The sequence below is a fragment of the Marinilactibacillus sp. Marseille-P9653 genome (assembly GCF_916618885.1).
Taxonomy (GTDB): Bacteria; Bacillota; Bacilli; order Lactobacillales; family Carnobacteriaceae_A; genus Marinilactibacillus.
Genome location: NZ_CAKAKH010000001.1, coordinates 1,382,957 through 1,398,533, shown reverse-complemented (window position 1 = coordinate 1,398,533; position 15,577 = coordinate 1,382,957). Strand labels below are relative to the sequence as shown.

Here is a 15,577-nt window from a genome sequence, read left to right as displayed (position 1 = left end):
CTCGCAGTCCAGATTTTCAACTATCTAAGTATAGCAAAATAATGAATGGAAATAAATATCCGGTAACACATTCTATTTTCACATTCCCTATTTTCCTAAAAAGTCTTCTACTTTTTCAGCCATCTGAGATAAGTCTATTTTTTCGATTTCAACTTCCTTAGGCAACGCTTGTCTTAAAACCTTCGCATAACTTGAATGAAGAAAGCGATAGTCCAAAACAATCAATACACCTTTATCACTCTCAGATCGAATTAGCCGTCCAAAACCTTGTTTCAACCTCATAACCGCTCGAGGTAACATGTCTTGAACAAAAGCATTTTGATTCTGATCTGTTAGTTTTTTCAGCCTTAACTTAACGGAGGGTTGGTCGGGTGAATCAAAAGGTAGTTTCGTAATAATTACAATTTTTAACGTTTCACCAGGAAGATCAACACCTTCCCAGAACGTATCTGCACCAAGTAAAATGGCATTTTTACTTTTCTTGAATTGCTTGATTAGCTTTGACTTCGTTCCAGATAAATTTTGAGCTAATATCAATTTCTTTTCGAGCGATTTCTTGTTCTGTAATCCTCTATATACTTGTTGTAAAGAATCATTTGACTTAAAAAGGATCAAAGCATTTTCTGAAGTTTGTTTAACTGACTGCTCGATTGAATCGATCAGATACTTCAAAAAGTCTTCTTTTGTATAATCAGAAAAAGATTTTGATTGTTCAGGTACGTAAACTCTAACCTGTTCGTTATAGTGATATGGAGAAGAAAGTTCGATAAATTCCAGATTTTTGGCAGCAATTTGCTTTTGAAAGAAATGAATCGATCCATCATAAGACAGTGAACTACTTGTGTAGATTGCATGAGTGTAACGCTCTAATTGTTTTTGCAGTGCTTCTTTTACTTCAAAACTCGCTCGATGAAATCTCAATGTTTTTTCTGGATGTTTAGAGTAATAGGAAACCCAAGAATAATCTGCATGATCATTCTGATTGAACACCGTTTTTAGGCGATGAGCATCAGTAGAAATTGTATCAAGAACCTCTTTAAAAATACCTAGATTGAACTTTTCAGTAGCGGTCAGATTTTTGGCGTCTAATTCACTGCTCTGATAAATGTGATTTCCTACATAGACGATTTCGTATATCAATCTCGTCAGTTCTTTAAGTTGGCGCTTCAAAGAAATCGTTAAGTTCGAAAGCTGAATAGAGTGTTCTTTCCATTTAACGATAGATTGTTTCGGTTCAATAGGTATCGACAATTGACTGATCCATTGATCTATAAAGTCATTCCATTCAGATTCAAATAACTGCCGATTAGATTCAATCGCCCGTACTTGATAATCTTTGATCACATCTCTAGTCACTAGATCATAAAGCATAGCCATAATCGATTGCTCTCTATCTTGACTACCTAATTTTTTTAGATGCGTAGCGAATGATGCAGCTGATATGGAGGTATTAGCTGCGTCTTGAATAACGTCAGGAAAGAAATGCGCTTCATCGATAATGAGCTTGTTGACATTAGAAAACAATGGTTGCTCTTTTTTCCAGTCCTGAACGAGGAAAGCATGATTCGTAACGATAATAGAAGCTTGTTTGAGTCTTTTTTCTGCACGTAGGAAAAAGTCATAAGGTACCCACTTTTCCATTCGATCTTTTGAAAGTTCAGATTTACCTATACGGACCTCAGACCAAAAATCATGGCTACTGTGCCCACCAGCACCAATTTCATCGATATCTCCAGTGACTGTTTCAGTCAACCAGACCAGAACACGCATACTGAAAAGCGTTTCAATGTCTTCTTTATTAATCACGCTTAACTTATAGTCGAAATTCGCCAAGGAAAGATAATTGTGTTTCCCCTTTACTGAAGCAATCGCTAATTCAAATGGTACGAGTCTTTCTAGGTAAGTAAGGCTCTCTTCAATCATCTGACGCTGTAACACCGTTGTTTTAGTGCTAATTAAAATAGGGGCTTCTGGACTTGCTTCAAAACTGGCCGGTAGCAGGTATCCAAGTGATTTCCCAGTACCAGGAGGGGCTTCAATCGCCAGACCAGACTCTGGAGAAGAATTTTTTAAATAATGGTAAACACTATCCATCATTTCTTCTTGAACGTCTCTTTTAGAATATTGTTCATCCAATAAATTGATTTTGTCTAGTGAAGAAGCAGGATACTGCTTATCAGTTCTATAGTTATACGCGTTTAATGAAATTGAAGGATCTTGAAGCGCAATACCTTCAACGACAATTAATTGCTGATTTAAATCTGTCGGTTGTGACTTCATTTCTTCTAAAGCCTCTTCAAAAAACATACGAGTTTCTGCGATACAGTATACGGAAAGTTCCGCTAGTTTCTCCACCGTTGTAAGTGGAAGCGTTCGGAGTTTTGAGTCTATCTGGTTCAGCAAAAAACCTGTTGCTTCTGCATCAAAAAGCGCATTGTGCGGACGATCTAGATCATAGCCAAGCCATTCAACAATTTCTTGAAGCGCATAACTGTTTGACGTTGGAAAAAGAATTTGAGAAAGTTGCACCGTATCTATTGCAGGAATTGTTAGTTCAGAAACCCCAACTCTTTTAAATTCTTCATTTAAAAACTGAAAGTCGAACCCAACATTATGTGCAACAAATATCGTTTCTTCCAACATATTACGAAGTAAAAGGGCAATATCTTCGAAATAAGGCGCTGTTTTCAACTCTCTAGGATGAATGCCTGTTAATTCCTGGATACGCTTAGGGACGCTTTTAAGAGGATTTACGAAAGTGTCAAAAGTTTCAATGATCTCTCCATTTTTCATCAGTACACAAGCAAATTGAATCATCCGATCTTTACCAATACTTCCACCGGTTGATTCGATATCTACAATTGCATAAATTTGATCTTTCTTCATATTCCCCTCCTTCCCAATAACCTCAAAGTTATTTTCAATTTAATGTTTGTCCGTTTCTGGAATCAGCGTATGCTGTTTTGCCCAGGTGATAATTTCTTGTTTCGAATTATTCAGTTTCCCAAGGACAACCGCTTCTTCGATATGGTTCAAAGCATCACCTAACCACTTACCTGCTTTTGCACTCGTTAGCTCAAGAAGATCCTTTCCTTTTACTGCCAGATCTTGCTTAGAATAAATTGGTAAACTCTCATAGATAGAGAGAACAGCTTCTGAGTCCGCTGGATACTGCAAGTAAGAGAGGATATTCTCTGTTTCAAGTGCTAATTCTTTCCCAAGATGATAAATATAGAGCACGTCCGCAGAAGACTCCATTCTAAATTTTACCGATCGGAATAAAGACATTACCTGCTGGATGAGTTTATTTGATAGTTTCCATGATTTCATAAAAGCATTAAGCCGATTCGTATCATATTCGTCTAGCAAAAGATACGAAGTCCAGACTTGTCTCTCATTGTCTAGTGAAGGCAAAATTGCAGAAAATTTTCTTAAAGCTTCTTTTTTTAGACCGGGACAAAATTCATACAAGTTTGACTCAATAAAATATGCCAGTCCTTTTTGTTTGAATTGACCAAGACACATCTTAATAAATTCTACTTGGATCCGTTCTATGGCAATATGTTCAAGTAAAGCAGTATTTTTTTTCAATGCGAGCACGGTCTCTTCTTCAATATCAAATCCAAGTTGAGCCGAAAACCTTGTCGCTCTCATCATTCTAAGTGCATCTTCACCAAAACGTTCATCAGGTATCCCTACTGCTCGAATGACTTGTTGATTCAGATCATCCATACCATCAAACAAATCAGTGATATATCCGTCTTTATCCATTGCCAAAGCGTTGATGGTAAAATCTCTTCTTTTCAAATCTTCTGCTAAAGAACGCACAAAAGTAACCGAATCTGGACGTCTAAAGTCCTGGTAAGTTGATTCGGTTCTAAATGTCGTGATTTCATAAGTTTCTTTTTCCCATAGCACCATGACCGTACCATGCTCTATACCCACATCTATCGTCTTCTTGAACAAGTCTTGGATTTCATTGGGAAATGCACTTGTAGCGATATCGACATCATTAACGTCTTTACCGAGCATAGCATCTCGTACACTCCCGCCAACAAAATAAGCTTCAAATCCAGCTTGCTCGAGGACCTCCAAAACGGGTAATGCATTTGTGAAAACTTCTGTTAAAACCAGTTTATTTTGCATGATAGTAAGGTTGCATCCAGCATATATTGACTAGCATACAACCATTCTCTCCTTTTTAAACACACTAAATCGATTCGTCATCGATTCGTTCAAAACGATCACGATCTCGGGTGTTGAATTTATTCATCGTCAGCGCGAAAGCTTCTGAAAGATCAATCTCAAGAGAATTTGCCAAAGTAATGATGACAAACAAAACATCACCAAGTTCTTCTTCCAGCTTCTTGTCTGCTTCTTCTGGCTTTTTCTGCTTTTCTCCATAATGATGACTGATCTCTCTAGCTAATTCTCCTACTTCTTCTGTAAGTCTTGCTAGCTGGCCCAGCGGTGAAAAGTATCCCGCCTTGAATTGATTTATGTAATCATCTACTTCTTTTTGCATGTCTCTTGTATCCGTCACACATCATACCACCTTTCAATTTGAAAGAATAGAAAAGTCAAAGAGTACAATCATTTGAAAATGGTTGTACTCTATTGAATTTCCTTAAACAAACAAATTTATCAATACGGTAATTCGTTGCTTAACTTTTCTTCTATTTCTTTAAGTTCTCTTGTTAACATCAAGAATTGTTCTTTTTCATCATTTTCAAGTGCGATATCAATATGATGAATGAGATCATTTCGCTTCTCACTTAATTGAAAATAGTCGATTGCTTCGTTAACTTCAAGACTAAGGTCATTTGAAATGGAATCGTTCCAGCTAGAAAAAGGATTATCTTCTAATACAGCTAGATACTCAGCAGACATCCATGCATCTGAAAACAATAATTCGATATAAAGATCTGTATGCCAGTTCAATCTCACTTCGTGAAAAGCTTGTTCTGGGTTATCAAACGAATGACCGTCTTTATAGAATTTGAACGCTTCATTTTCTGATCCGACAGCTGCCATTTTAATCCCACGAGGTGTCTTTTCAGCACGTTCGACAAATTTTGCTTTGTTTAACACAATATCATGATTCAATAAATAATTTAATATCCACATAGATTCTCTGCGCTTCATTTGGTGTCTCTGTAAGAACCATTTCAAAAATTGTTTTTTATCATTTAACTGTACTCGATTATTCAATTTGACTTCCCTCCTTTTAGAACAGACACATTAAATATTCAAGTATTTCTACTATTATAGTATAACAAAAATCACTCAGTATCTGTCTGTTCATTGTTTAAGATTTCTTGAATTTCTAAATCGTCACTTTGGAGTTCAAGATACTTCGTACCTACGTTACGGGATTCCGCTAAACGTCCTTCTTCTCTTAAAAAGAAGAAATACTGCTTCATAAATTCAGCATTTGAATCAAAATAAGGATAAGCTTTTTCAAACGCTCTTCCAGCAGCTTCAAATTCTTCCAGTGCATCTTGAGCAGTCGCTAAATTCCAGTAAAATTGCGGATCCGCATCTAATTCTGTTAAGGCTTGCTGAATCCACTCAACCGTTTCATCATATCTTTCCTGATGATTCAAGAAATTCGTATATTGTAAGGAAATGGCTTCATTTTCTGGATCCAATTCCATCGCTAGCTTATAGTATTCTTCAGCTTTATCACTATTGCTTCGCTTGATCTCGATATCAGCACCGATTAGATAGAGTTGATAATTGGTTTTATCTTGAAGCAATCCTTCGCGCACAACCTCAGCAGCTTTTTCGATTTGATTCTCTTCATCCAATCCTTTAGCAAGATAAGGATACACCGATGTATAAGAATGATCCATTTCTTTTACTTTATGGAAAGTTTCATTGGATCGCTGAAATTCTTTGATCTGGAAATAGGTGAATCCTAATTGGAACAACGTATCGATTTGATCGTCGACTTCAACAGCTTCCTCAAGATACCCAATTGCATTCTCCCAGTCACCTAACGCACTATAAGCACTCCCTAGTCGCGTTACTAGATAAACGCCAGCAAAGGTATCTTCCCCATCTGTCAGTAACTGCTCGTATTCTCTAATCGCTTGGGCATGTTTACCCATTGTGAAATGCAGTTCTGCTAAAGCAAATAGAATAACGGGTTCATTTTCTAAAATGGACTGAGCTTCTAGTAGTTTTTGTTCAGAAACTTCTGGCAAGTCTAGTACTTGATAGTAATCAGCAGATACAAGTAAAGCTTGAGGATAAACCTCGCTCGTTTTCTCTACAGCTTGAAGCCATTCAATGGCTTCAAGTTCCTTACCTTCTTCAATTGCGATTTCTGCTAGATTCACTTTAATTTCATCGTCATTTGACTGATCAAGTAGAAAATGTAAGACTCTTTTTGTTTCTTCTAAGAATCCTAATTGATATAGAGAATCTGCCAGTTGATAAAGATCATCAATTGAGTCACTCTTGAGTGCCTGTTCAAGATGCTGATTTGCTTTTTCTAGTTGTTCGTTCTGTAAAGCATCAATCATTTTTTGAGAGTAAGACATGCTTTCTCCTCCTGAAAATACATTTTTTATGTTTAATATTATAAAGTCTGTTCTTTGAAAATACTCTTCCTATCTTATCATATCCAGTACTAAACGTCATGCACTCTTCGTATTTGGATAAAACAAAAACGCCTAAGGTATTAGACGTTTGTCCGAAGTTATTCTAAATTACTTGGTTGAGTATAAGTTCTAAGAAACAAAGTTCCGGTATTTGATTCAGTCTGTTCATAGGACAAAGATGAAATGTCTGTGATTTGAGTCATTTGGTATACATCTTCTATAAAAGACTCTAGAGCTGTCCTATCATCGTAAATCAGATCCAATTGAAAGTTATTGGAGTCAATAGAATCTATAGTTGATTCAGCTTCAGAATTTACCGTTGTTTCCATACTGTTTAGTAGTTGAATCGTAACTTGATTTGCATCAGCTATATGTTTTATTTCATCCATCCAAGTGCTTGGATCTATATTATTTGGAATACTGTTATTTAGTTCAGCTAATTGTTTTGAAAGACTATCTTCTGAACCATCAATCGATTCAACTTTGTTAAGAAGATCTTGTTGATCCTCAATAATACGCTCAGAACTTAAGTAAGCCTGTCTTGGGATATCCACCACTGTTTTTTTTCCGTAATAGAAGAGTATACATAGTGTCGTAGTTAGAAGAAGGATCAATAGCAAACTTTGCTTAGACCAGCTAATTTTCATTATTATTTTCCTTTCTCAATAAAAGTTGGTCTAAGGTCAGTAGAATTTCTGAATCGAAAGTATTTGTATCTGATTCAGTAACTGACAATGTCGACAGTTCTGCTGAATTAACGTAGTCAATCTCGTTGAGTTCTTTAATTAATGCAGTTAAAGCATCATAGTCCACACCTGAAACCTTTAATACTAGTGTGAAATCTTCTAATAATACAAACTCTGCTATTTGACTTTCTTCAGGTACATAGGTATGAAGATCTTTAATTAAAAATGGAATCTGATATCGAGCTGATTCAAGAGAAGTAAGACTTTCATTCAACTGAATAACTTGATTATTCAATAGTTCAATACTTCTTGCATCCTGAATTTCGCTAACTTGATTTTCAATGACCTGCATATTTCTATTATCTTTTAATGTATAGAAACGATTCATTCCAAATAAATAAATAAACAAGCCAGATAATAGGATTAAAAATATTATGATAATTACAAACGGTAGTCTATTGATTTCTTTTTTCTCGAAAAGGTTTATATTGATCATCCTGCATCAATCTCCTCAACGGTTTTTTTAAACGGTCTATTAAATAGTCCTTTTCTATGATTATTTATAGATTTAGACTTTGGTGTTACGATAGTATCCTTATATTTCAGTCCTATCAGCGGTACAAACCCTCTTGTGAAGTTTGAAGGTACCTCTATTTTAGATAACCGGATATCAATTCGATTACTAATTCGTTCATATAAAAGCTCGTACTCTGGGAAGTCTCCAGTAAGTATAATACGCGTAACCATCTTTTCTCCATTCATAATCGAATACTTATAAAAATCCAAGAAACGTTCAATTGTGTCAATATGATTTTCAATAGCTACCTCTAATTCTTCCTCAGAACCAGTCCATTCCCATTTAGAAAGACTATCTTGTTCCCAGCTTTGAGCTATTCTTTGGAAATTAGTCTGTCGATTGAATTGAGGAACATCTTTATGGAACACAGTTAGTGAGCTATCATATGGATGCCATTGAATCAATAATAAATGCTCGTCAGGAGAAATCTCGTTAGATTGATCTTTTTTAAATAAACGGTAAACACTCAGATATGAAAGATCAGCAATTTCCGGAACTAATTGTACGGATTCAAACAACTTCTGGAAAGACTGTATATATTCCTCTGGATAAGCAACTAAGAGAATTTCTTGAGCATCTTCTAGAGTTTCTAACAACTGAAAATCTAATACCGGAGAATCAAAAGGTAATTTAATCTTGCTGTCTAGTTGAAGATACAAGTATTCCTTGATTTCTTTTTGCTCCAGTTGAAGGGGAACTTGTTCTTTACGTATGACAGAAAAGTGATCTGGTAAAATGAAATGAACCACAGTATTTCTTAGTTTTTTTTCGCGCACGAACAATTCTAGTGTTTTTTGCACCAGCATTTCATTTGTCAGTTGTCCTTCAATCAATACAGGAATATCGAGTGAGAGCGAATCGTGTTCTATAATTTCATTTTTCTGTGGATCAATGATCATATAATAGATACTTTTATATTTAAATTGAATATAAAGTATTTGTTTTTTTCTAAATAGCATGTAAGTCCTCCATAGGTCATCTTTCTCAATACAATTTTTCTGGACTATAAGAGTGATAGATACCAGTCTAATAGTGTGTTACCGAAAAACAGTACGGTAAGTGCCGCTGCTCCGATATAAGGTCCAAAAGGGACTTTCGTTTTTCTAGAAACTTTTTTGGTTATTAATAATACACTGTTGACTGCAGCCCCATAAATAGTTGACAGTAAGAAAAGTAATAAAAACAGTTTCCAGCCAAAAATAAATCCAAATAAAGTGAAATACTTCAAATCTCCCATACCCATACCACCCTTTGATAGAATGATAATAAGAAATATAAGTGCAAAAGCTAACCCAGCCCCAATTAAGGCTGATAGAAACGTAATGTTTGATATAACTATAAGGAGAATCGAAATCAAAGGAGCAAAAAATAGTAAGATTTTATTCGGAATCTTTTGATAAGCTATGTCAGACACTGTAATGATTATGACCATCGAAACAACAATCAAACTAAATATCGTTTCTAGCGTAAATCCAAAAACCAAGTAAGAAAGTGCAAAGAGGATTCCAGTACTGAACTCCATTATTGGATAGAGTGCAGAGAAAGGTTCACCGCATCCTTTGCACTTTCCTTTTTGATTCAAATAAGAGATGACGGGTATCAATTCAGTCCAAGACAAACTTCTCTTACAGGTATAGCAATAAGATTGTTTCTGTTTCCAGAATGTTCCTATAGGTACCCTGAGGCCAACAACATTATAAAATGATCCAAGTACTAGTCCGTATACGAAAAAAATGATGGCTATGAAAGTTTGCATGCTGGTTCTCCTATGTATAAAGAGAAGCTTTATTAACTTCTCTAATTATTAATAATTATTACTCGATTACGTAAGTTTTCTGTTTTCCTTCAGTTTTAACAGTAACAGTTGTTGAATCTGAAAGACTTTCACTATCTCTGATCTCTAAATATCCTTCTGTTTTAAGAGTTTCGACAGTTACGCCGGTACTGCCGATAGTATGTTCAATGTCGTATAGTCTTGCTGCATCAATAACTAAAGCTTCTTCAGCTGTTTCAGCTTTACCATTCGCGTTTTCAACAACATTTCCGATTGCTGGGATTGCGATTGCTACGATAATTCCTAAAATAACTAAAACTGCAAGTAGCTCGACTAATGTAAATCCATTTTCCTTTTTGATTAGTTTCTTGATTTGATTTCTCATATTTTCTTCCTCCTAATATTTTATAAGTGATATTTTCTTTTGATCAGTATAAGTACTGATCGACTTGTCTTTTTGCTTATAACGTATACCCATTCCCCCTTTCAATGTCTTTAATTTAAAATGTTTCAAATAGTGAAAACATCGGAATGATAATAGCTAATACGATAGCACCAACAATCGCGGCTAAAAAAACAATCAATATCGGCTCAATTAGTGACTGCAGTTTATTCGATGCTTCTTCTAATTCTTGATCGTATACCTCCGCTACTTTATGCAACATTTCGTCAAGTGCTCCGCTGGATTCTCCAACTGTAATCATCTGAGTAATTAAATCTGGAAACATCCAATGTCTTTGCATGGGGATAGATAACGACTCTCCTCTTTCAAGGGAATCTTTACTTTCTTGGAGTACCCTTTTGACCACACGATTGCTCATAACATTAGAAGTGATATCTACTGCTTCAAGTATGGGAACTGAACTTGATAAGAGTGAGCTCAAGGTTTGTGTCATTCTCGCTAAGATGGATTTTTGAATAAAGACACCTACAACTGGTATCTTGAGTAAAAAGCCATCTATGATGAATGCAGTTGATTCTCGTTTAGTTAGCTCTTTGAAACCAGATAAAAGTATGATTGCAATCAAAAGAATTATCCACCAGTAGTTTTGAATAACTTGGCTTAAATTTAATACGAACTGAGTGTAAGCAGGTAAATCTTCACCAAAACTCAAAAATAAGTCAGCGAATATCGGAACAATAAATACTAATAGAAATATAGTAATTAATACAGCCATGCTTCCTACTACAGCTGGATAAGTTAACGCCGTAGATACTTTTTGTCTTAATCTGTGTTGCTTTTCGTAATAATCTGCCATTCTTTTTAGGACGTCGTCTAAACGCCCGCTCGCTTCACCTGATTGAATCATATTAACTAATAAATTAGGAAATAGCTTAGGAAACTTACTAAGTGCAGCTGATAGTGCGATACCTTCCCTAACTTGAAGCGCAATTTGTTCTAAAGCCTCTTTTAAAATTTTATTATCAATCTGTTTAGAAAGTATTTCTAAAGCATCTAATAACAATATACCTGATTCTATTAAGGTAGAGAATTGTCTAAGGAATAGAACAAAATCTTTTGATTTAATTGGTTTACCGATGTGAACGTCTTTATAAAGAAAGGAGTTTAATTCTTTAATGCTAAATACAATCAAATTCAAATGTTCTAGCTCAATGAGTGCTTCTTTTTTATTCGAAGTTTCCAACTTACCTTTAGTGATTGTTCCATCCGTTTTCTTTGCCTTATAAGCATACATTGTCATAAGTCATTTCACCTGTAATCTTTCTTTAAACATTCGAATAGGGAACAAGTTCAACAGAATTGATTAGCCCCTCTTGCGACTTTAATTTCATGTCCATTTCCATTGTATGCATCCCCTGATCCCTAGATGTCTGCAAGGTATTTGGTATCTGATGCATTTTTTCACTTCTGATCAGATTTTTGATTGCTGCATTGTTAATCAGCATTTCCGTACAGGCAATTCTACCGGTGCTTCTAGCTTTAGGGAATAATCTTTGTGACAAGATACCGACTAGAATATTGGCTAGTAGCGTACGCACCTGGTCTCTTTGATGTGCTGGAAAGACATCGATCATACGGTCAATCGTACTCGAAGCATCTTGCGTGTGTAAGGTACCTAAAACTAAGTGGCCCGTTTCTGCTGCCGTGATAGCCGTAGAAATGGTTTCTAAATCTCTAAGCTCCCCGACAAGAATCACATCAGGGTCTTGTCTTAGACTGGCCCTCAAACCATCTTTAAAAGACAATGCATCGAATCCGATTTCTCGTTGAACAATGATGGACTGATTGTGAGAATGCAAATATTCTATAGGGTCTTCTAAGGTAATGATATGCCGATTCATATTTTGATTCATATAGTCGATCATAGCTGCCAGAGAAGTACTTTTTCCGCTACCTGTTGGACCAGTTACTAAAATAAGTCCGTGAGGTTTTTTTGCGAGTTCTTTCAAGATATTGGGTAGCCCTAAATCGTCTAGTGATGGAATCTCTTTGGAAATGATTCTAAAAGCTATGGAGAGCGCGTTTCTTTGGTAAAAGACATTTACCCGAAATCTTGATATACCGTTAATTCCGTAAGACAAGTCTACTTCTCTATTTCTCTGGAGATCTTCCCATAATTTTTCAGTAAGCATTTCTTTGACAATTGCTTCTAAATCATCTGGCATGAGCTTTTCTTCCGTTTTCTGCGGAATCAATCTACCGTCAATACGATAAACGGGTTCAGAACCTGCTGTTAAGTGTATGTCTGAAGCTTCTTTGTAATAAGCTGCTGTTAGTACTCGATGTAAATAATCCATTGTATCCCTCTAATCTAATGTTGCGACTCTTAATACTTCTTCAATAGTTGTAAAGCCTTTTTGGACCTTGTCTAATCCATCGTCAATTAAAAACGGAATCTGCTTGTTTTCGACATACTGTTTAATCTTTTGCAGAGAAGCATGGTTCATCATCATTTCTTTCATATGATCATCGATCACAATCAATTCATGAATCGCCATTCGACCTCTATAACCAGTGAATCTACATCGGTTACACCCTCTACCCAAACATATTTCGTCGATTTCTCTACCTCTTTTTCGGAAAATTTCTTTCTCTATCTGAGTCGCCGCTCTTTTATACTGACAATCTTTACAAACTTTTTTGACTAATCGCTGTGCCATAATTCCAGAAAGCGAAGAAACAACCAAATAAGGTTCTACACCCATATCAAAAAGCCTTGGAATCGCTTCAATTGCACTATTGGTGTGTAACGTACTGAATACAAGGTGACCTGTTAGAGAAGCTCTAATACTTATATCTGCTGTTTCTCTATCTCTTATTTCACCAACCATGATGATGTTCGGATCCTGTCTTAAGATGGATCTAAGTCCCGTCGCAAAATTCAGCCCGATATTTGAGTTCACTTGTACTTGGTTAATACCATCTAGTTGATACTCAACCGGATCTTCAATCGTCAGGATATTGACATGAGCGTTATTCAATTCGTTGATAGATCCGTAAAGTGTGGTCGACTTCCCAGATCCAGTAGGACCGGTAATCAAAACTAAACCAGAAGGCTCTTGAATGATCTTTCTATATTCTTCAAGCGTACCTTCAGTCAAATCCAAATCATTCAATTTCTTGAGGATATTTGTCAAATCAAGTATTCGGATAACGATTTTTTCACCATACACAGTTGGTAATGTCGAAATCCGTAAATTGATAGATTTTTCCATAATCGTTAAACTAATTCGACCATCCTGAGGAAGTCTACTCTCGGTAATGTTCAAACCAGCCAGTATTTTGATTCGGGCTACTAAGGAATTCATAGCAGATTTTGGAAGGGTTCTTTCGTTTCTTAGTACGCCATCTACTCGGTAGCGTACATTTACCAAAGTCTCGGTCTGGTCAAGGTGAATATCAGAAGCATGCATCGTTACACCAGCTTCAAGGATTTGATCTAATATGTTAACTGCAGAAGCATTGAATTCTTCTTCTATTAATTCAGAGCTTTCATCATAATCATATAAATGATTCACAGTTTGTAAGATATCATCTTTAGTCGCAATAACAGGTTGTACACTGAATCCAGTTGAAAGTTCCAGGTCTTCAATCGCATAAAAATCTAACGGGTCATGCATGGCTACAATCAGGCGATGTGCTTCTTGTTTGATTGGGAGTAAAACATTTTCTCGAGCAAATTCTTTAGAGATTAAATCAATCAGACTAGTATCGATTGGATACTGGTATAGAGAAATACTTTCTAGCTTTAGCTGAATTTCTAAAACATCCAGCAACTCTTTTTCAGTGATATACTCTTGTTCTACTAGTGCATCTCCAAGCTTTTGATTCTTTTTCTTCAATTCAAGAACTTTGACGATATCTTCCTCGGTGATTAAATTTGCTTCTTTTAATAGATCGCCTAGCTTTTTTCTTTGAGTAGCCATTTAGTTTCTTCCTCCTTTTAAATTTCTATTTTTCTATGGATGCGTCGCTTTTTATAAGATCAAAATTTGGTTTATCAGACTGTTTTTTAGAACTAGTATTAAAAATATTTAAATCAACAATTGGTTTTCCAACCTTTATTTCTCCTGCTCCAGATAAAATAACCTGTTTACCAATAACAGCACCTTCTATGCTTCCACTACCTGAAAAATCAAAGTCTGCTGAGGGCGCAATTACAATAGCTTTTGTAGACGTACCACCGTTATGAGTCACCTTCGGCCCACCACTTATCAGTAATCCATTGATTCCATGAGCTGAATTAACGTTGACGACTGCATTTTTTACAAATATAGAGCCATTGACAATTCCACCATTCATAATAAAATCATCTGTACCTGCATATAGAATTTTTAATTGCTCAGTTTTGCCATTTTTATTAAGATTACTATCACCACTAGAGTTAAGGTTAAACTTACTCTTTACATAAAAGGTGACAGAGCCTTCACCGACTAACTCTAAACTTCCTCTATTGAGGTTCAAATGATCTACTACAATTGTAATATCTTTTCCCATGGTATCTATCTTAAGTGGCACATCGCTATCAACTTTGAACTCTTTAAAAGAACTATTTCCAGCTACTTTAAAGATAAAATTCTTATTGTTAAAAATCCAACTATTGTAATAGAAAGATTCTTGATTTATAAACTTATGCTGATTACTTCCATCGGAAGATGATATTGTTTCGTCAGGCAATGAATCATATACTGGGACATCAGGGAATGTTTTAATAAACTCATAGTATGATTCCCATGGTATGTTAATGTTAGTTTGTTTTAAAAAAGGACCATTTTTTTCTTGAAATCCAGTATTTTTGGGAGGGATGTCTAGTAGTTTATTTCCTTTTTCAATATTTTTAACGAATGTAAATCCTTCATTTATAGAAGAGTCTCCGTTCATTACAATCGATTTAGCTTCTAAAGAATCAAAATGAACATCTCCTATAATCTTTCCACTACCAGTCAATTCAATTTTATTCTTCACTATTGCTGCTGCATTTTTAGGTAATGCAGGCAATCCTCCACCTTGATTTTTTTCTATATAACCAACAGTAAAGTCTTTAGCAATTGTTCTTTTAGAATCTCCAACTTCGCCTTCGGAAGTCAGAGTGTATGTCCTCGGATTTCCTGAAGAAACTTTTTTTATCGTTACGTTTGAAAAAGGACTCTTTCCAAATTGAGTAGCATACCCATCAGAGTTTTTACCTTCCAATTCCTTAAAAGACTGTTCAATTAAAGCATAAAAAGTGTCTTGATTTGTATCCATGTCATAGGTAGTTTGCACAACAGACTCAACGACTTCATATTTTTCATTTAAATCAGCTTCTGCAATATAATAAGCTGAAACTGAATCTCTATTATTGGCGGTCAATCGATAACTTCCAAGGGTGACAGTGGCCAGTGCGGCTGCTAAAACTGCGAGCACCGTTAAGACCATTAATGTCAAAACTAATCCTGATCCTTGTTCATCTTTTAATTTAGACACTGA

14 protein-coding genes are annotated in these 15,577 nt (G+C 35.6%); all 14 read right to left on the bottom strand.

The window, feature by feature from the left end; all coding sequences use genetic code 11:
- Positions 1-87 precede the first annotated feature (87 nt).
- Positions 88-2,886: a helicase C-terminal domain-containing protein gene (locus LG377_RS06840; RefSeq protein WP_225743931.1), complete on the bottom strand. Its 2,799-nt coding sequence runs from the start codon at positions 2,884-2,886 to the stop codon at positions 88-90.
- Between the two features lie 39 nt (positions 2,887-2,925).
- On the bottom strand, positions 2,926-4,146 hold the full coding sequence (locus LG377_RS06835; protein ID WP_225743930.1) for a CCA tRNA nucleotidyltransferase: 1,221 nt from the start codon (positions 4,144-4,146) through the stop codon (positions 2,926-2,928).
- A 64-nt stretch (positions 4,147-4,210) separates the two neighbouring features.
- Positions 4,211-4,525 (bottom strand): nucleotide pyrophosphohydrolase, encoded by a 315-nt coding sequence (locus LG377_RS06830; protein WP_225744644.1) that lies wholly within the window; start codon positions 4,523-4,525, stop codon positions 4,211-4,213.
- Between the two features lie 119 nt (positions 4,526-4,644).
- Positions 4,645-5,211, bottom strand: coding sequence for a ReoY family proteolytic degradation factor (locus tag LG377_RS06825; RefSeq protein WP_225743929.1), 567 nt, complete (start codon positions 5,209-5,211; stop codon positions 4,645-4,647).
- Positions 5,212-5,282: 71 nt separating this feature from the next.
- Positions 5,283-6,548, bottom strand: coding sequence for a tetratricopeptide repeat protein (locus LG377_RS06820; protein ID WP_225743928.1), 1,266 nt, complete (start codon positions 6,546-6,548; stop codon positions 5,283-5,285).
- A 158-nt stretch (positions 6,549-6,706) separates the two neighbouring features.
- Entirely contained in the window at positions 6,707-7,255 is a 549-nt protein-coding gene (locus LG377_RS06815; protein ID WP_225743927.1) for a hypothetical protein, read from the bottom strand.
- Entirely contained in the window at positions 7,245-7,790 is a 546-nt protein-coding gene (locus LG377_RS06810) for a hypothetical protein (RefSeq protein WP_225743926.1), read from the bottom strand. The genes LG377_RS06815 and LG377_RS06810 overlap by 11 nt, the downstream gene beginning before the upstream one ends.
- Positions 7,787-8,830 carry a type IV pilus biogenesis protein PilM gene (pilM, locus tag LG377_RS06805; protein WP_225743925.1) on the bottom strand — a complete coding sequence of 348 codons (1,044 nt, stop codon included), beginning with the start codon at positions 8,828-8,830 and terminating at the stop codon, positions 7,787-7,789. The genes LG377_RS06810 and pilM overlap by 4 nt, the downstream gene beginning before the upstream one ends.
- Positions 8,831-8,874: 44 nt before the next feature.
- The gene (locus LG377_RS06800; protein WP_225743924.1) at positions 8,875-9,627 is read right to left on the bottom strand and encodes an A24 family peptidase; all 753 of its coding nucleotides are present in this window, start codon (positions 9,625-9,627) and stop codon (positions 8,875-8,877) included.
- A gap of 58 nt (positions 9,628-9,685) precedes the next feature.
- A complete protein-coding gene (locus tag LG377_RS06795; RefSeq protein WP_225743923.1) occupies positions 9,686-10,030 on the bottom strand; it encodes a competence type IV pilus major pilin ComGC in 345 nt (114 codons plus the stop codon).
- Between the two features lie 115 nt (positions 10,031-10,145).
- The gene (locus LG377_RS06790; RefSeq protein WP_225743922.1) at positions 10,146-11,348 is read right to left on the bottom strand and encodes a type II secretion system F family protein; all 1,203 of its coding nucleotides are present in this window, start codon (positions 11,346-11,348) and stop codon (positions 10,146-10,148) included.
- Between the two features lie 25 nt (positions 11,349-11,373).
- The gene (locus LG377_RS06785) at positions 11,374-12,405 is read right to left on the bottom strand and encodes a type IV pilus twitching motility protein PilT (RefSeq protein ID WP_225743921.1); all 1,032 of its coding nucleotides are present in this window, start codon (positions 12,403-12,405) and stop codon (positions 11,374-11,376) included.
- 9 nt (positions 12,406-12,414) lie between these two features.
- Positions 12,415-14,034: a GspE/PulE family protein gene (locus LG377_RS06780; protein WP_225743920.1), complete on the bottom strand. Its 1,620-nt coding sequence runs from the start codon at positions 14,032-14,034 to the stop codon at positions 12,415-12,417.
- A 25-nt stretch (positions 14,035-14,059) separates the two neighbouring features.
- Positions 14,060-15,574 carry a PilX N-terminal domain-containing pilus assembly protein gene (locus tag LG377_RS06775; RefSeq protein ID WP_225743919.1) on the bottom strand — a complete coding sequence of 505 codons (1,515 nt, stop codon included), beginning with the start codon at positions 15,572-15,574 and terminating at the stop codon, positions 14,060-14,062.
- Positions 15,575-15,577 lie beyond the last annotated feature (3 nt).

Coding starts and splice junctions, on each gene's coding strand:
- LG377_RS06830 (WP_225744644.1), bottom strand. CDS start 4,525: ATGCAAAAAGAAGTAGATGATTACATAAATCAATTCAAGGCGGGATAC.
- LG377_RS06840 (WP_225743931.1), bottom strand. CDS start 2,886: ATGAAGAAAGATCAAATTTATGCAATTGTAGATATCGAATCAACCGGT.
- LG377_RS06790 (WP_225743922.1), bottom strand. CDS start 11,348: ATGACAATGTATGCTTATAAGGCAAAGAAAACGGATGGAACAATCACT.
- LG377_RS06780 (WP_225743920.1), bottom strand. CDS start 14,034: ATGGCTACTCAAAGAAAAAAGCTAGGCGATCTATTAAAAGAAGCAAAT.
- LG377_RS06795 (WP_225743923.1), bottom strand. CDS start 10,030: ATGAGAAATCAAATCAAGAAACTAATCAAAAAGGAAAATGGATTTACA.
- LG377_RS06815 (WP_225743927.1), bottom strand. CDS start 7,255: ATGAAAATTAGCTGGTCTAAGCAAAGTTTGCTATTGATCCTTCTTCTA.
- LG377_RS06810 (WP_225743926.1), bottom strand. CDS start 7,790: ATGATCAATATAAACCTTTTCGAGAAAAAAGAAATCAATAGACTACCG.
- pilM (WP_225743925.1), bottom strand. CDS start 8,830: ATGCTATTTAGAAAAAAACAAATACTTTATATTCAATTTAAATATAAA.
- LG377_RS06820 (WP_225743928.1), bottom strand. CDS start 6,548: ATGTCTTACTCTCAAAAAATGATTGATGCTTTACAGAACGAACAACTA.
- LG377_RS06785 (WP_225743921.1), bottom strand. CDS start 12,405: ATGGATTATTTACATCGAGTACTAACAGCAGCTTATTACAAAGAAGCT.
- LG377_RS06800 (WP_225743924.1), bottom strand. CDS start 9,627: ATGCAAACTTTCATAGCCATCATTTTTTTCGTATACGGACTAGTACTT.
- LG377_RS06835 (WP_225743930.1), bottom strand. CDS start 4,146: ATGCAAAATAAACTGGTTTTAACAGAAGTTTTCACAAATGCATTACCC.